The 16,922-nt window shown below is 62.1% G+C and carries 17 protein-coding genes; 6 read left to right on the top strand and 11 right to left on the bottom strand.

Annotated elements, in window-relative coordinates:
• Position 1 precedes the first annotated feature (1 nt).
• From ACR9YP_RS23715 to ACR9YP_RS23705, 3 genes are all read right to left on the bottom strand, one after another.
• The gene (locus ACR9YP_RS23715; RefSeq protein WP_438108022.1) at positions 2-535 is read right to left on the bottom strand and encodes a copper chaperone PCu(A)C; all 534 of its coding nucleotides are present in this window, start codon (positions 533-535) and stop codon (positions 2-4) included.
• Between the two features lie 38 nt (positions 536-573).
• A complete protein-coding gene (locus tag ACR9YP_RS23710) occupies positions 574-3,051 on the bottom strand; it encodes a TonB-dependent receptor (RefSeq protein ID WP_474217210.1) in 2,478 nt (825 codons plus the stop codon).
• 84 nt (positions 3,052-3,135) lie between these two features.
• On the bottom strand, positions 3,136-3,522 hold the full coding sequence (locus ACR9YP_RS23705) for a DUF2946 domain-containing protein (protein ID WP_474217209.1): 387 nt from the start codon (positions 3,520-3,522) through the stop codon (positions 3,136-3,138).
• A 469-nt stretch (positions 3,523-3,991) separates the two neighbouring features.
• Between ACR9YP_RS23705 and ACR9YP_RS23700 the strand changes: the two genes are divergently transcribed.
• From ACR9YP_RS23700 to ACR9YP_RS23685, 4 genes are all read left to right on the top strand, one after another.
• Positions 3,992-4,396 (top strand): globin, encoded by a 405-nt coding sequence (locus ACR9YP_RS23700; RefSeq protein WP_438108019.1) that lies wholly within the window; start codon positions 3,992-3,994, stop codon positions 4,394-4,396.
• A 141-nt stretch (positions 4,397-4,537) separates the two neighbouring features.
• The gene (locus ACR9YP_RS23695; RefSeq protein WP_091885915.1) at positions 4,538-5,560 is read left to right on the top strand and encodes a sugar ABC transporter substrate-binding protein; all 1,023 of its coding nucleotides are present in this window, start codon (positions 4,538-4,540) and stop codon (positions 5,558-5,560) included.
• A gap of 6 nt (positions 5,561-5,566) precedes the next feature.
• Entirely contained in the window at positions 5,567-7,069 is a 1,503-nt protein-coding gene (locus ACR9YP_RS23690) for a sugar ABC transporter ATP-binding protein (protein ID WP_438108018.1), read from the top strand.
• Between the two features lie 12 nt (positions 7,070-7,081).
• Entirely contained in the window at positions 7,082-8,110 is a 1,029-nt protein-coding gene (locus ACR9YP_RS23685; protein WP_370986015.1) for an ABC transporter permease, read from the top strand.
• Between the two features lie 338 nt (positions 8,111-8,448).
• Here ACR9YP_RS23685 and ACR9YP_RS23680 read toward each other — a convergent pair whose 3' ends face one another.
• Positions 8,449-8,835, bottom strand: a complete 387-nt coding sequence (locus ACR9YP_RS23680) for a RidA family protein (RefSeq protein WP_438108017.1) — start codon at positions 8,833-8,835, stop codon at positions 8,449-8,451.
• 144 nt (positions 8,836-8,979) lie between these two features.
• Between ACR9YP_RS23680 and ACR9YP_RS23675 the strand changes: the two genes are divergently transcribed.
• On the top strand, positions 8,980-9,606 hold the full coding sequence (locus ACR9YP_RS23675) for a LysR family transcriptional regulator (RefSeq protein ID WP_438108016.1): 627 nt from the start codon (positions 8,980-8,982) through the stop codon (positions 9,604-9,606).
• A 187-nt stretch (positions 9,607-9,793) separates the two neighbouring features.
• Positions 9,794-10,486, top strand: coding sequence for a hypothetical protein (locus tag ACR9YP_RS23670; protein ID WP_474217207.1), 693 nt, complete (start codon positions 9,794-9,796; stop codon positions 10,484-10,486).
• A 107-nt stretch (positions 10,487-10,593) separates the two neighbouring features.
• Here the strand turns inward: ACR9YP_RS23670 and ACR9YP_RS23665 are convergent, their stop codons facing one another.
• The 7 genes from ACR9YP_RS23665 to ACR9YP_RS23635 form a co-directional block, all read right to left on the bottom strand.
• Positions 10,594-11,010 (bottom strand): RidA family protein, encoded by a 417-nt coding sequence (locus ACR9YP_RS23665; RefSeq protein ID WP_474217206.1) that lies wholly within the window; start codon positions 11,008-11,010, stop codon positions 10,594-10,596.
• Between the two features lie 93 nt (positions 11,011-11,103).
• Entirely contained in the window at positions 11,104-12,141 is a 1,038-nt protein-coding gene (locus ACR9YP_RS23660) for an ABC transporter ATP-binding protein (protein ID WP_474217205.1), read from the bottom strand.
• Positions 12,134-13,114: an ABC transporter ATP-binding protein gene (locus tag ACR9YP_RS23655; protein WP_474217204.1), complete on the bottom strand. Its 981-nt coding sequence runs from the start codon at positions 13,112-13,114 to the stop codon at positions 12,134-12,136. Before ACR9YP_RS23655 ends, ACR9YP_RS23660 begins: the two co-directional genes overlap by 8 nt.
• Complete coding sequence (locus ACR9YP_RS23650) at positions 13,111-13,932, bottom strand: ABC transporter permease (RefSeq protein ID WP_370986010.1); 822 nt, start codon at positions 13,930-13,932, stop codon at positions 13,111-13,113. The genes ACR9YP_RS23655 and ACR9YP_RS23650 overlap by 4 nt, the downstream gene beginning before the upstream one ends.
• Entirely contained in the window at positions 13,929-14,864 is a 936-nt protein-coding gene (locus ACR9YP_RS23645) for an ABC transporter permease (protein WP_370986060.1), read from the bottom strand. Before ACR9YP_RS23645 ends, ACR9YP_RS23650 begins: the two co-directional genes overlap by 4 nt.
• A 60-nt stretch (positions 14,865-14,924) precedes the next feature.
• On the bottom strand, positions 14,925-16,514 hold the full coding sequence (locus tag ACR9YP_RS23640) for an ABC transporter substrate-binding protein (RefSeq protein ID WP_474217202.1): 1,590 nt from the start codon (positions 16,512-16,514) through the stop codon (positions 14,925-14,927).
• A 40-nt stretch (positions 16,515-16,554) separates the two neighbouring features.
• Positions 16,555-16,737, bottom strand: a complete 183-nt coding sequence (locus ACR9YP_RS23635; RefSeq protein WP_438108012.1) for a hypothetical protein — start codon at positions 16,735-16,737, stop codon at positions 16,555-16,557.
• Between the last annotated feature and the right edge of the window lie 185 nt (positions 16,738-16,922).

Below are 16,922 nucleotides of genomic sequence, written 5' to 3'. Positions count from 1 at the left end.
ATCACATCTTCATTCCCGAGTGATCCGGCATTTTCTTCATGTCCATATGGCCGGAGTGTCCGGCGCCGCCGGGCGCCGGCGCGCCAACAGCCTGGACGTCGAGAGAGACGGCGACTTTGCCGGCCTTCTCGAACTGAAGTGTCAGCGGCACCTTGTCGCCCTGCTTGAACGGGCCCTTCAGCTCCTGGAGCATCAGATGATTGCCGCCGGGCGCAAGCTTCACGGTCTTGCCGGGATCAATGACGAGCCCCTTGTCGAGGGGGCGCATCTTCATCACGCCATTGTCCATCGCCATCTCGTGAATCTCGGCCTTCCCCGCGATGTCGGCGGAAACGCTGACCAGCCTGTCCGCCGCCGACCCCTTGTTCTCGATGGTGAGATAGCCGCCCGCGACCTTGGCGCCGCCCGGCGTCGCCCGGCTCCAGGCCTGCGAGATGACGATATCGCCGGCTTTGACGTCGTCGGCGCGCACGGGGGCGGCGAACATTGCGGCGGAAAGCGCTGCGAGCGCGAGGATGCGTGAGAGCTTGGTCATGTCCTTTGCCTTTCTTGTCGTAAACATCACTCCACCCCTCAGAACGTGTACTTGCCGGCGACAACGAAGGTTCGCCCCGGGAACGGATGGAACAGGAAGTACTGCTCGTTGAAGAGATTATCGATGCCGAAGTCGAATGCGAAGTTCTTCGTCGCGTTATAGTGCACCTTCAAGTCCACAACGAAGAAGTTATCGAACGCGCCATAGACGTGGGAGACGCGATCCGTGTTGTCCAGCGTCGAGTACTGCTTGCCGCTGTAGCGTGCAGCAACCGTGTAGGCCCAGCTATCGTTCGGCCGGTAGGTCACGCCGAACTTAGCGCGCCAGTCGGGCACGTAAGGCACGCGCTTGCCGACCACAGTCGTGGGCAGATTCGTCAGAGGATCAATTCCGGCCCACCCCGCGTCGGCCAGGATTCGCGAGTCGACATAAGTAACGCTGCCGAACAGCTGCAGACCACTGACGAGAACGTTGTCCTTGTCGGCGGACAACTCGATACCCTGCAACCTGATCGCATCGACATTGCTGATCACGGTCGTCGGCGTTTGCACCTTCGTGATCGGATTGGTGACGAGGTTGGTCTGGGAGATGATCGCATGATCGGTGTGCTCCCGGAACAGGGTCAAGCGGATGCGGCCGTCGCTCCATCTGCGCTCGATGTTCAGCTCACCTGTCAGATCCTGCTCGGGGAACAGGTTGGGATTGGCGATCGTCGCTACGCCGCCGACTGTCAGGTTCTGATAGAGCTCCATGACGGTCGGATAGCGATAGGCCTGCCCGAAGTTTGCCGTGATATTCCAATCCTTGTTCGGATCAAAGGACAGCGACGCCTTCGGTGAAAAATTCGTCGAGGCGAGTTGCGATTGTTGAACCGCAGCGATCGATGTAATCGCGCCGGCAGCGTTCGTCGCGGTGCTGATATTGAAACCATCCTGGGCTCGCCAGGTTTCGAACCGACCACCGAGCGTGAGCTTCAGATTGGGAAGGATCCTCCAGGCATCCTGAAGCCAAATCGCACCGGTCCGGGTTTCACCCTGCCCCTGCGAGTAGAGCGTGCCCGTCCCGGTGTCTCCCGTCGTATTCCAAACGGATGACGCATAAACGGGACTTTCCAGGCGATAACGATCACCATGCATGCCGAAACTGACCTCGTGCGGTCCGTCATAACCATACGGCCGCCAGATCCCCTTGGCATCGGCATTCTGCCAGTTGGTGCCGTCCATCCTCGTGATCTTCCCGTTCTGGGAATAGCCGACGCCTGTGGGCGTGATGGTGAACGGGTTGAGCTGGATGTCCTGGAGATAGTTGTAGCTCGACGCCGAAAGGTCGAAATCGTAGGTGCCCTTGGTGTCGCTCTTGATCGCAACGGCGTTGCTGACATGGGTCTGGTCCCAGACATATTTGCCCGTGGCAAATCCGGACAGGCCCGCGAATGTGGGCGCACCCGTCGCTGCTGATTTCAAGTAGGTCTGGGGATCGGAGACCTGGTGGTTATTCCAGATCCCAAACGAATAGGTCGCCTGCACCTGCGCCGTCACGTCATAGGAAAGGCGGATGTTACCGGACGTCTGCTGCGAATGCGCGAGGATGCCCGTGCCCACCACGTTGGCCGCAACGCCCTGCTTGTTGAGCGCCGAGAACGCACCGGTCGTACCGGCCGGGATGCTGCCGCTCGTCGTGTAGGTCAGGGGCTGCTGGTAGCTATCGAGATAGTTGGCGCTGACGAGCCAGGACAGCTTGCCGTCGCGATTGCCCGCAGCGGCGCTGGTCTGGCTGGTCACGTAGGTGTCCTTGGTGCCGTATTGATTCCAGGGCATCACGGACACGGCTTCCTTGGCGACTGCAAACGGCTTGTCGGGCATCTTTGACGAGATCAGCAGCACGCCGCCGATCGAGTTGCCGGGATAGGCGGCCGCGAACGGCCCGTTGAGATAGTCGACCCGACCGATCGCTTCCGGCGAGATCAGGTTCCACTTCGGCGAGGCATTCGTGTTGTTGTTGCCGATCAGCGCCGAGATCAGGAGATCGTCGTAGTAGATTAACGTCCGCGAGCTTGAATTGAGGCCCCAGCTTCGCGTCGCGAGCACGGCATTGTTGTCCCCGTCGTTGCGCTTCCGCACGAACAGGCTCGGCATGTATTTGACGGCGTCCTCGGGGTCCTTGAGGTTGATAGTCTCGTCGACCTCTTTCGCCGTGACGCTGAAGGAGCGCTGCGGCAATTGATAACGGGCCACGGCGGCCGGCGGCTCGAGTGACACGCGGGCACTGCCTGCACCCTGCTCGGCCGCGACGGCGGGGGCGGCCCGCTCGGTGGCGGGCTTTGCCGACCGGTTCCGGACGGCGACCGTACGCGCCGCCGGCTTGCGCGGCTTGGGCTTCACTACCGCGGGGGCATCGACGGTGACCGGCGGCAGCACGACGTTACTGCTCTGAGCGAAAACTCCGCTCGACGACGCCAGCAGCGCGGCCTGAATGGCAACGATGCTCACGCCGCGGCGGGCATGACAACGTAACATGGGGCATTCCTGACGCCGGCTTTCTTCCCGGCTGTTCGACAGCATCAATCGCCAGCGGACGAGCCGCGGCGACGGTGGAGGTCGTCAGGAAATTCGAGGAGGCGCGCGCGCCTGGGCGCTTGAGCCCTTGTGGGTGAAAACGGCAGATACATCCGCCGCGTGCCACACTACGCTTTCGACGTGGCGGGAGGGAATCGCGAACGCCGGCTGCGGCGGCGAATCGAGCGATGCGCCCGCCTGCGCCAGGCAACACAGCGCGCACGCACCGGCGTGCGCGCTGGGGCCGCCGGTTTGATCGTTCAGGCCCCCCTGCTCACCCCCGCTGTGGCAGATGACGCCGGCGGATAGCGGATCGGCCACGGCCTGACCGGCCGCCAGACAGGCAGCAATCGGCGCCAGCACCTGCATCGCCAGGGCGAGCAGGACAAGGGGTAGGAATTTTTGCAGTCGCGCTCGCATCCGCCGAACCATTCGTTCGCCTGCTAACTAAACACCGCGGCCTGCCCTAAGTCGAGGTCAGTTCCGCGGCCTTCTTGCCCCGGCGCAAATTTCTCGAAAACTGTGATCGGAGCACCCTACCCCGGTGGGAAGGCCGGCATTTGAGACAAGTCAAAGGCACCACGGTCCACAGATTTCTTATATTTGTCATATACTTATAAGGCCGCAAACCCGATCATTTCGTCAGCTGCTCTTATTTTGAACAATCGTTGCCGAAAATGATGACAAGTGAGAAAAGTTGATCTAGCATTCTCTTGCTCAGGCGCTGACCGCGAGGTCGTGGCCTGGTGGTCCAAGTCTCGGGAGGAGCCCCTGGCGCGCAAAACGCAGCGTCGCCCCGTCAATCAAGAGCAAATCTTAGAATCGGGGATAATAGGGTCGACACAATTTTTGAGCGGGGCCAGGGCCCCGCTCTTTTTTTGCCTGCATGGCTGAAGCGCCGATGAAGGCTCCTCCCAATCCGATCGAACGCAGTTTTGAGCTGGCGGCCTCGCGCCGCGCCGATCTGACGCCGAGGGTCTATCAGCGCCTGTTCGAAGAGCATCCGGAAACCCGGATGATGTTTCGCTCGCAAGGCAGCGAGCTCGTGATGGGATCGATGCTCGCGCTGGCGATCGAGGCGGTCCTCGACTTCGCCGACGAGCGCCGCGGGCATTTCCGGCTGAACGCCTGCGAGGCCGCCTCGCACGAGGCTTACGGCACGTCACGCGACCTCTTCATCGCCTTCTTTGCGATCATCAGGGATACGCTCCGCGATCTGCTCGGCGATGAATGGTCACCGGACATTGGACAGGCCTGGGATGCATTGCTCGTGGCGATCGACGCATTCGCAGGCGTGCCGGCCTGATACTTTGCGCTGCACCAAGGGTGCTTGCTGCGATCGCGCGATTGATTGCAGATTGAGTGACGTCAGCTCTTGTGAGACACTTTCGGACATCGGTCGCGCAAGCAATGACGCGCCGACGATAAAATTTTACGGGAGCGAGCGATGTCCGGGACGAAAGATTTCTCGACGACGAGGCGCGATCTTCTTCAGGCGGCAGCGACCGCCGGCGCCGCGACTGCCATCCTCGGCAGCATGGGCATAAACCCAGCACTTGCAGCCGAAGTCGGACGATCCGAGAAGCCGCTGAAAGCGGCCTTCTCCAACGCGGGCCTCCAGGCCACCTGGTGTGCGCAAGGCAAGCAGGCCGCGGAATTCTGGGGCAAGCTGTTCAATGTCGAGGTGACCTGGTTCGATGGTCAGCTCGACGCGGTGAAGCAGCGCGCCGCGATCGACAACATGGCCTCGCAGAAATGGGATTTCGTTGCGATCCAGGCTTTCGGCATCGGCACCCTCACCCAGCCCGTGCAGAAGATGATCGACGCCGGCACGCCCGTGATCGACATGGACACGCTGATCGCGCCGCTCGACCAGATCAATGTCCACTCCTTCCTCGCCCCCGACAACGAGTTCATGGGCGCTTCGGTGACGCAGGCGCTGTGCAACGCCATGGGCGGCAAGGGCAAGATCATCATGACCCAAGGCGCGCTCGGCCATACCGGCGCACAAGGACGCGCAAAAGGCTTCAACTCGGTGGTCAAGCAATTCCCTGGCATCGAGGTGCTCGACACCCAGCCGGCCGACTGGGACGTCTCCAAGACCGCCCGCCTCTGGGAGACCTATCTCACGAAATATCCGCAGATCGACGCGGCGTTCTTCCACAATGACGACATGGCGCTCGCCGCCTACAACATCATGAAGGCCCGCAACCGCACCAACATCCTGATTGGCGGTGTCGATGCCATGCCGCCGGCAATCCAGGCGGTGAGCGAGGGCCGCATGTTCGCGACCGTGCGCAATCCATCCTGCCGCATCCATGGCGGCGCCATCATCGCAGGCGTGTCGGCCGTGGTCGGCGGCGAGAAGAGCGGACAGGGAATCCCGAAAAACGTCGTCACCGACGGCCCGGTCGTGACCAAGGCCAATGCCCCCGGCATGCAGTGGATGGAAGACCATTTCCTGATTTAGTCCTCCATGCCAGAGGTTCGTTCGCCCATCCTGGAACTGAAAGGCATCACGAAGAGCTTCGGCGGCGTCGAAGCACTTCGTGGTGTCGACTTCGCGCTTCTTCCCGGCGAGATCCACGGTCTTGTCGGCGAGAACGGCGCGGGAAAAAGCACGCTGATGAAGATCATCGCCGGCGTGCATGCCGAATTCTCCGGCCGCTTCCTGATCGACGGGGTGGAGACGCATTTTCGCTCGGCGCGCGATGCGCATGCGGCCGGCATCGCCATGGTGCACCAGGAGCTCTCTGTCGCGCCCGACCTCACGGTCGCGGAGAACGTCTTCCTGGGCAACCAGCCGGTCAACCGGCTCGGCCTCGTGCAGTGGCGGCGGATGGCGCGCGAAGCCGGCGAGCAGCTCGCCCGCTTCGGCATCGACGTCGACCCGATGTCGCGGCTCGGCGACCTCCCGATCGGACTTCAGCAGCTGATCGAGATCGCGCGCGTGCTGTTCTCCGGCGCGCGCATCGTCATCCTGGACGAGCCGACCTCCGCCCTCTCCCCACCCGAGGTCGAGCGCCTGTTCGCAACGCTCAGGCGACTGCGCGAGGAAGGCACCGCAATCGTCTTTATCTCGCATTTCATCGAGGACATTCTTCGCGTGTCGGACACTGTCACCGTGTTCCGCAACGGACGGAAGGTCGCGGAGACGGCGAGCGCCGCGACCAGCAAGGGCGCGCTGATCGAGGCCATGATCGGCCGCGGCGGCGAGGTGCTCGAGCACAGCTACACCGACGATTTGATGCTGCCGCAGCCGAGCGACAGCGCGGTGGTGCTGAAAGTCGATCAGCTATCGCTTGCCCGCAGCCTTCAGGATGTCTCGTTCGAGGCCCGCGCCGGCGAGGTGCTCGGCATCTACGGCTTCATGGGCTGCGGCCAGCAGGAGCTGTCGCGCATCCTGTTCGGCAAGCTGAAGCCGGACAGCGGCACGCTCGCCGTCGAGGGCACGCCAAAAACCTTCGCCAGCACGGCGGCGGCGCGGCGGGCTGGCGTGGCGCTGGTGCCGGAGAGCCGGCGCGACATGCTGTTTCACCAGGAGCCGGTCTACAAGAACATCTCGATCAGCATTTTGGATCGCATCTCGTCCCTGCTGCTCAAGCCGGCACAGGAGCGCGATATCGCCAAGCGCCAGGTCGATCAGTTGCAGATCCGGCCGCCCGTGGTCGGCCTCGACCTCGGCATGCTCTCCGGCGGCAACCAGCAGAAGGTCGCGCTGGCGAAATGGCTGACCTATCCGCCCAAGCTTCTGGTGCTGTGCGAGCCGACCCGTGGCATGGATGTCGGCGCCAAGAACGACGTCATCAACATCGTCCGCGACCTTCGCGCCAGAGGGCTTGCCATCATCGTGCTGTCGACCGAGCCGGAAACGGTGCTGTCGCTGGCCGACCGCATCCTCGTGCTCAAACGCGGCGCATTGGTGCGGGAATTCAGGAACGAGCCGGTCAGCAAGGACCGCCTGCTGGAAGCGGCGTGACGGAGCAGCACCATGACGAGCAGTGAAACGGTTCCGGCGGCAGCTGCGCGAGCGCGGGGCGTTGCGCCCTTCCTGCGCTCGCAGATGCGCAACATCGCGCCGTTCCTCACCCTGATCTTCCTGTCCGGCTTCTTCGCCTTCGCCAGCCCCTCCTTCGCGACGCTCGACAATCTCGGCAACATCCTGACCCAGGTGTCAGTGACAGGCATCATCGCGGTCGGCCTCACCTTCGTGATCCTCTGCGCCGAGATCGACCTGTCGATCGCCAGCATCGCCAACGTCACCGGCATCGCCGTCGCCTACTTCACGCTCCAGGAATCCTACGTCAACATCGCCAATGTGCCGCTGCCGGGCGCGATCGCGATCATCCTGTCGATCCTGCTCTGCGCGCTGCTCGGCCTCGTCAATGCGCTGGGGCTGACCGTGATCGGCATCCCCTCCTTCATCATGACGCTGGCCATGATGCAGATCGCGGCCGGCATCTCGGCACTCTTGGTACGCGGCCAGATCGCCTACAAGGTGCCGAGCCTGATCACGACGCTCGGCTCCGGCTCGATCGGTGGCATCCCCTGGATCGTCATCGTCGCAGCCATCATGCTGCTCGGCGGGCATCTGGTGCTGACCTACACGCGCTTCGGCCGCTACATCTACATGGTCGGCGGCAATCGCGAGGCGGCCGAATATTCCGGCCTCAACGTCAAGCTGATCCTCGGCGCGGTGATGGTGATCTCGGCGGTCTGCTCGGGCATCGGCGGCATGCTCGGCGTCGCCCATTTCGGCAGCGCGCAGCAGAACGAGTTCGACACCTACCTGCTCGACTCCATCGCCGCCGTCGTGGTCGGCGGCACCAGCCTGTTCGGCGGCCGCGGCGGCATCGGCAACACCATCGTCGGCCTGTTCGTGCTCGGCGTCCTCAACAACGGCCTCGACCACGTCAACATCGACAGCTTTTTGAAGATCCTGATCCGCGGCCTGATCCTTTTGGCGGCGCTGGTCATCAACGTCTATGCGCAGCGGCTGAGAGAAAAAGCGGCGGAGTAGACGGCGCTCAAACAAAAAAGTGCGAAAACAACCCCATGCACAGTAGCCGGGGCTAGCGGAATCAATGGCTTGCCGGCGGCGCCGTACAATTGCGGATTTCGCGAAATCCATTTGACACGTCGGGCAAAACAGGGGCAGGATGTCACCATGGCGGCGCCTCGAAAGCAACCGGCGGAGTGCTGCTGCCACCCCCCGTCATTGCGAGCGCAGCGAACAATCCAGAGTCTTTCCGCGGATACATTTCTGGATTGCTTCGCTACGCTCGCAATGACGACGCAGTGCTCCGCGGCGAGACGTTCCATTTCGGGCACCGTGAGCAATTGCATCTTGGATCCGCTTCATTCCGCAGCGATCGCCTCGATCTCCAGCAGCCATTTGCTGTCGACGGTTTCAGCGATCATGACCGTCAGCGCGGGTTCGTGTCCTTCGAGCATCTTGCGACGAATGGCACGATTGGGCACGACCTGACTGATGTCGGTCAGGAACGTCGTGACCTTGACCAGATGCGTGACGCCGAGGCCGGCGGCGGCGAGCACCTCGATCACATTGCGCCAGGCCTGCTCGCATTGCGCTTCGAAACCTTCGGGCACGCTGCCGTCAGATCTCTCGGGCACCTGGCCGCTGATGAACAGCAGGCGGCGATGCTGACTGAATTCAAGTCCCATGCTGTAACCACCGGCGGGAGCATGGACCGATGGAGGATTATGACCGACGATTTGAGCCATGTCAGATTGTCTCCTGTTCGCTCCGGTTTGCGGTTGATCGACCCTAACCGGCGGCATCGCGCCGGCGCAAAGCAATGTTGCTGCGGTTCAGCGCAAGAAAATCTATTGCAAGCGCGCGGCCATTCAGTGACAAACTCGGCAGCGATGACTTACATCCTTCCTCCGCTCAACGCGCTCCGCGCATTCGAAGCCGCGGCTCGGCATCTCAGCTTCAAATTGGCTGCGCACGAGCTGCACGTAACGCCCGCCGCCGTGGGGCAGCAGGTGAAGGCGCTGGAGGCGCGCCTTGGCGTACGCCTGTTCGAGCGGCTGCATAAGCAGCTCATCCTGACCGCGGCCGGTCAGACCTATCTGCCCGCGATATCCGAAGGCTTTCGTCACATTGCGGAGGCGACCTCGCAATTGAAGCCGGCAGGTGCGGCGCTGCTGCAATTGGGAGTCCATGGCAGCGTCGACCTGCGCCGCCTCGAACTGGCGGAGTTTCGCAGCGCGCATCCAGACATCGGCTTGCGGGTGCTGCAGCCCGCCGGCCTGCACGAGTTGGTCGAGGGCAAGGTCGACCTGCTGATCGCGCGCGGTCTTGGCCACCATCCGGGCTATCGCTGCGACCGGGTCAGTGAGGGGGCTGGTCTGGGTGATTGGCTGGTTGCGCCTGAAGGCACCGCGGATTGCCCTGAAGTCGTCAGCTTCCGCGAATGGCTGCGCGCCTTCCTCGCCGAGAACCCGCACGCAAACCGCCGCCCCCGCCTGGTCGGCATCAGCGGACGTTGAGGCGGGCGACACTGAATTCTCTTAATGATTGGGGTGTACTTACCTCTAGCGGCCCGACCTTCTGCACCGACAAGCGGAATTTGCGCAGCTGATTCGTGGTGGCATAGTTTGTGCGCGTGCTGTCGGCTTTTCAGTTAAAGTGGCATCGCGCTATCTAGCGGATCTTGGTCACGCTGGGGGAATGTAAGTGGGGTTTATCTCCAACATGATCGATCGGCGCCGGGTCTTGAAGGCGCTGTCTAAATATCCGGTCTATTCTCCACCGTTTCACGATTCCGAGGCGGTTCTGTCGCGGAGCGAGATCGCCGCCAACTACAATTATTTTCTGGAGCAGAAGGCAAGGCGGTTGGAGTTTCTAGCGAGCTATCTGCGTCATTTCTTTGTAGAGCTAAGTCTATCGCCGGAGGCGCTACCCGCGCTCGACAACTGGCTCCTTCGTTATGGCGGCCATTTGATTCCGAATGGCGGCGAAGTCCTCTTCGCGATGAACGATTACGAGCCCGCATGGGTTGGTGAATATCACGGCGTCAATATCATCCACGACATTTCGATCTTCGCCGGCGACTACATTGTCATGAAGAACGACAAAGTCCGATGGAGCGTCAACTATGGCGATGGCACAAAGCGTGACTACGAAGAGATCGGGTTTGGCCAACCGTGTCTCGTTGGGTTGTCCCATTTTGCCTACACAGGCAACTATTCAATTTTTCACGGCATTTACGAATTTTGCTACGCGGGGCTTCGAAGGCTCCGCAATGGTGGCAGGGGTTCAAAATGGGAGCGGGACATCCCTGGCGAGTTGGTCAGGCGCCTCAATTACCTGGCAGATCCAGATCCACCGCCGCAAATTCCGGTATCGCAGCTGACGATCGACGACTAATGACCACAGCGACGTCAGCGTCGACTGCTCCGCCTCGAACTGCCGGTCGGCATGGCCCAAAGCTGGCGTGAGGCGGCAACGGTGACCGTGTCTGACTCGAAGCTGACCTACTTTCGCGTAAGAAACACAACACAGGGCTCGACCTCCACCAGAAACTCGTCCATGGCGAGGCTCGACACCCCGATCCAAGTTGCACAAGGCGGATTATCGCCAAACATAGCCTTGAGAGCAGCTGTAATGGCGTCGCCTTCATGCATGTGCGTTTGCCGAATGTAAAGCCGCAGTGATCCGACGTCATCGAGTTTGGCGCCAACGGATGCTAGGGCGGCAGCAAGGTTATCTAAGCTTTTCTCAAGTTGGCGTCCAACATCACCAATGCCGACGACCTTTTGGTCGGCATCCCACGCCACTTGGCCAGATACATGCACAGCGTCGCCCAAGGGCGTTGGTACAACTACCACCTGCGCAAAGCCGTAACGCCGACTGTCAAAGACCCCCCTTGGGACATGTACCACTCGACTCATTGCAGCTCCCGATAGTTGTACGACGATAACTGGCGCACGGGTCCAACAACGCCCAGAATAGCGGAAAATAACTGATCGGTTCGCGTGGCCATTCTAGGAAGATCTGCTTTCGGACGAAGCTAACACCAGCTGCCCCGTAATCTCATCACTTCGCCAGCACCGGACCGCATGTCCGTCGGAGCGCGTCTCCAGCGATGGACCAGGCTCGCGGCGACACAGGGACTCGGCGTAACGACAGCGCGGGCTGAACGCGCATCCGTTTGGCGGATTGAGCGGATTGGGCAGGTCGCCCCCTGTCGTCGCTAACGGTGCGTGGCGTAAGGGATCGGGGATGGCGGCGATCAGGGCTTGGGTGTAGGGGTGCGCAGGTCGTTCGAAGATCTCGCGCCAGTGGCCATTCTCGACGATGCGGCCGAGATACATCACGGCGACCCTGTCGCTCATGTGCTCGACGACGCCGAGGTCGTGGCTGATCATGATGAATGAGAGGCCGAGCGTGTCCTTCAATTCCAGCAGCAGATTGATGATCTGGGCACGGATCGAGACATCGAGCGCGGAGACCGGTTCGTCGCAGATGACGATCTTGGGATTGAGGATCAGCGCGCGCGCAATGCCGATGCGCTGGCGCTGGCCACCGGAGAATTCATGGGGGTAGCGGCCCGACTGTTCGGGCCGCAGGCCCACATGCCGCAGCATCGTCGCAACGCGGTCCTCGATCTCGCTTTTCGCGGTCACGCCGTGCACACGCAGCGGATCTTCCAGCGTACGGCGAACGGTCTGGCGCGGATTGAGCGAGGCGTAGGGATCCTGAAACACCATCTGCACGATGCGGGCCAAGGCCTTCCGATCGCCGGATTGCCGGTTCGTCACGACCTGTCCGTCCACCACGATGCGGCCGCGCGTCGGCGTCAGGAGACCAAGGATCGACAATGCGACCGTCGACTTGCCCGAGCCGGACTCGCCGACGAGGCCGAGGCATTCGCCGCGCCTCAAGCTGAGATCGACGCCGTCGACGGCACGGAGCAGCCGCTTCTCGCGGCCCAGCAAGCCACCCCCGAGCGGAAAATGAACCGCGAGATCCTCGATGCTGAGGATGACATCGTCATCCGCTCTCCCCTGCGGTTCATGCATGGTGGTGGCACCTGACAAGACCGCCTGCCTCCAGCAAATCCGTCTCGGGCGCGAGTGTCCGGCAAATATCGGTCGCCTGCGCGCAACGCGGATTGAACCGGCAGCCGTCCGGGAAGCTCGTAATGGCCGGAACGACGCCCGCGATCTCCTTCAGTCTGCTACGGCCAAGCGCAGCGCGGCTGCCGAGCCGCGGCAGCGAGGCGACGAGGCCCTGCGTATAGGGATGCGAGGGCGTCCGGAAGATATCGGCCGAGCCGCGCTCCTCGACGATGCGGCCGGCATACATGACGGCCACGCGGCGGCAGACATTGGCGACCAGGCCGAGATCGTGGCTGATCATTAGGATCGCCGTTCCTCTCTCAGCGCATAGATTGCGCATCAGCTCGATGATTTCCGCCTGCACGGTCACGTCGAGCGCGGTGGTCGGCTCGTCTGCGATCAGGAGATCCGGACCGCATGCCAGCGCGATGGCGATCATCACGCGTTGACGCATGCCGCCTGAGAGCTGATGCGGGTAATCCTTCACGCGCCGCTCGGGCGCGGGGACGCGGACGCTCGCCAGCGCCTCGACCGCCAATTGGTCGGCTTCCCGCCGGCTCTTGCCCTTGTGCAGCACGAACATCTCGGCGATCTGCCGTCCCACCGGCGAGACCGGGTTCAGGGCCGTCATCGGCTCCTGGAAGATCATCGCGATGCGGTTGCCGCGCAGCTCCCGCTGCCGGGCGGCGGAAAGTCTCTGGATCTCCTGCCCCTCGAAGCGGATGACGCCACCGCCGATCGACAACGGCGGCCGCAGCAGTCCGATCAAGGCGAGCGCCGTGATGCTCTTGCCGCAGCCGGATTCGCCGACCAAGCCGAACGTCTCGCCACGATCGATGCGGAACGAAACGTTCTCGACGGCGGGCACCTTGCGGGAGCCGTCGTCGAGATCGATGCGCAGATCCTCGACTTCGATCAGCGGCGAACCCGTCATGTGCGCCGGCTCCGCGATTGTGGATCAAGAATGTCGCGCAGGCCGTCGCCGAGCAGGTTGAGGCCGAGCACCGTCAGGAAGATGGCAAGGCCGGGAAAAACCGAGAGCCACGGCGCCGTCGTGATCTGGTCGCGGGCCTCGGACAACATGCTGCCCCAGCTCGGAAACGGCGGGCGGACGCCGAGGCCGAGGAACGATAATGCGGCTTCAGACAGGACCGCGCTGCCCATGCCGAGCGTGCCGATGACGACGATCGGTCCGAGCATGTTGGGCAGCAGCTGCGTGATCATGATGCGCAGATCGCCATAGCCGAGCACGGTTGCGGCCTGCACATAGCCCTGGCTCCTCAGCGACAGCGCCGAGGCCCGCGCGATCCGGCAGGTGAAGGACCAGTTGGTCAAGCCGAGCGCGATGAGCAGGCTGGTCAGGCCGGGCCCAAGCACCGCCATGATGGCAAGCGCGAAGATCAGGGAGGGGATCGCCAGCATGAGGTTGGTCAGGGCGTTGACGACATCGTCCCACCAGCCGCCCAGGTACCCGGCGCTCAGGCCCAGTGCCACGCCGATGATGCTGTTGATGAGCTGGGAGACAATACCCACCGTCAGCGAGACGCGCGCCCCATAGACGACGCGGGAATAGATGTCGCGGCCCTGCCCGTCGGTACCGAACCACCAGGTCCAGCTCGGCGCCTCCTCTGCGTTCATGAGGTTGGCGTCCATGACGGGATCGGTGTGCGCCAGCCACGGCGCGAGCAGGCCGACCAGGATCGCAAGCGCGAACAATGCGCCACCGATGATGAGATTGGCGCGGAGCTTCATGCGTATCTGATCCTGGGATCGATCACGCCGTAGAGCACGTCGATCAGCAAATTGATCGCGAGAAAGGCCAGCACCACCACGAGAATGGAGCCCTGAACGGCGGGAATGTCGCGCTGGAGAACACTGTCGACGAGCAGCGAGCCGATGCCCGGCCACGAGAACAATTTCTCGACGACGACGGCTTGTCCCATCAACGCACCGAATTGCAGGCCCATTGTCGTGAGGATCAGGACGAGCGCGTTGCGCATCACGTGCCACTTCACGACACGCATCTCGCTCATGCCCTTGGAGCGCGCCGTGCGGACAAAATCAGCGGTCATGATCTCGAGCACGGCGGCGCGCGTCGTCCGGGCCAGCAGCGCCATCGGCGAGACGCCGAGTGTCACCGCCGGCAGGATCAAATATTTGAGGCTGCCGTCGCCATAGCCGAAGCTCGGCAGCCAGCCGAGCTTCAAGGCGAACAGGTACATCAGCAGAAGCCCGAGCCAGAATTTGGCCATTGACAGGCCTGACACCGCGACAACCATGGAGACCGTGTCGACGATGCCGCCCGGTCGCAATGCTGCGACGAAGCCGAGCGGAACGCCGATCGCAATCGCAAACGTCAAGGCTGCGAATATCAATTGCAGCGTCGGCCACATCCGTTTTGCGATCATGATCGTCACGGGCTCACGGGTCCGGAACGACGTCCCCAGATCACCGGTCGCAAGCTTGGCGATGTAGGAGCCAAAGCGCATGTAAACGGGATCGTCGAGGCCGAGCTGTTTTCTCATGCGCTCCACGACCTGCGGGTCCGCTGCACCTCGGCCGTCATCGCTCATGCTCGAGACGATGCTGCCCGGGACCACGCTGAACAGCACGAAGACCACCAGCACCACGGCCAGCACGGTCGGAACGGTTTGCAGGATTCGACGGATCAGGAAGGCGAGCATTGCAACTGTTCCTCCCTCCCTCCAGCGCTTGCTGCGATGGCGGGAGGGTGAGAGCACGTGTCACTTGGCGGGCGACGACTCGTCCACCCAAAGGTCCTCGACGTTTTGATGGGTCAGTTCCGTCGCATTCAACTGAATCCCCTTCAGCCACGGCTGCACCGCCATGACCGCCTTGTTGTAGTTGAAGAACCAGACCGGCGCCTCTTCATAGAGCAGCGCATTGGCCTTCTGCAGCAATTGGTCGCGTTTCGCAGCGTCGTCGGTCTGCCCGGCTTCGTCGATCAGCTTGTCGAAATCTGCGTTCTTGAAGGAGGTGTAATTGCAGGCTGATTGCGGCGTCGACGAGTAGAAGCATTTCAGCGCCGCCTGGGGATCCGGCCCTGTCGCCATGGAATAGACATAGGCCTGGAAGTCGCCTTTCTTAATGACCTCCGCCAGCACCGCGGTCTCGACCTGCTTGACCTTCACCTTGATGCCCACGCGGTCCAGCATCGGGATGATGGCCTCGACGATCGGCAGACCCCAGCTTTCATTCTGACTGGTCGTCCATTCGAATTCGAAGCCCGTGGGATAGCCGGCGTCCGCAAGCAACTGCTTTGCTTTCGCGGGATCGAAGGCGTAGGGCTTCATTGTCTTGTCGTAGATTGGCGAGGTCAGAGGGAGCCAGCTGGTGGCGCGATACGCCTTGCCTTTGACCAGCTTTTTGATGATCAGGTCAGTATCGATCGCGTGGTTGATCGCCTGCCGGACGCGCTTGTCGGCAAACGGCTTGAATGCCGGATTCATCCCCATGTGACGCGTGAAGACCTCGGCGACTTCGACGATGGTGCCCTTGAGGGCAGGGTCGGCCTGATAGGCGACATATTGTGCAGGCCCGAGCACCGAGGTGTCGATCTCCTTGTTGCGGAAGGCGACATCGCGGGCCGCGGCCTCGCCCATGACCGACACGATGAGCTTGTCGGCATAGGGCTTGCCGGGCTTGTAGAACCGGTCCCAACGTTCCAGAACGATGCGCGATCCCGGCACGTGCTCGACGAACTTGAACGGGCCGAGGCCGATCGGCTTCTGGATGAAGCTTTCCTTTGCACCTTCGTCTGCGGGATAGATCGAGGTCAGCGCGTTGAAGAAATAAAAGCCCGGATCGACTTTCTCGGTCAGCTTCATCTCAACGGTGAAGTCGTCGATCTTCTTCAGGCCGGAGATCTCTTTGGCCTGGCCTTTCTCCACTGCGGCCGCGCCCTCGATCACCCGGACGAAACGCGCGCCGGGATAGGCTTTGGTGCCGTCCATGATGCGATTGTAGGACCAGATGACGTCGTCAGCCGTCATCTTGCGGCCGTTGTGGAAATAGGCATCGTCTCGCAGCTTGAAGGTGTGAACCAGGCCTCCGCCCGAGACCACGTCTTCCTTGGCAAGCTCCAGGACCGGCTTGCCTTCCGCGGAATTCCAGATGTAGAGCGACCGATGCAGGGCCTTGGCGTAGATCTCGTCCTGGGCGCGCTGCGTCGTGTGAATGTCGAGGCTGGAGAAACTCGAGCCATAGGGCGCGGTCATGCGGATGGTTCCGCCCTTGCGCGGTGTCTGGGCCTCCGCTGTGGTAACGAGCGCCAGTCCCAAACCAGCGACGACCGCAATCATCCTGAACATCATGTGTCCCCCAACAACGCAGGTATTCCGATCAGGGATTTGATCATTCGTCGCCTGTCGAAAGCAAGCTTCGTTTTTGGTGACAACCGATGCCGGTTCCGGATAGCAGCCCTTCGACGGAGAGCTCGGGGCTCAGGTTGTATCCCCCGGGCGATGCAAGCCGCCAATTGACGCGGTGCGTCATCGACCAGAACCAGTGAACATTTTTCGCGATCAGCGCGACCAAGCTCAGGATCGTTATCTGAGCCCGAGGCGGCACGGCGTCCTGCTCCCGGTGCGGCTTTATTGACGTTCAGCGACAATCTCTCCCCGTCATTGCGAGGAGCCCTTGCGACGAAGCAATCCAGAGTCTTTCCGCGGCGGCAGTCTGGATTGCTTCGCTGCGCTCGCAATGACGGAGCGCGAAGGCGC

The sequence above is a fragment of the Bradyrhizobium sp. BR14999 genome (genome assembly GCF_056106085.1).
The sequence above is the reverse complement of the archived record's forward strand: the minus strand, read 5'-3'. Positions and strand labels throughout refer to the sequence as shown.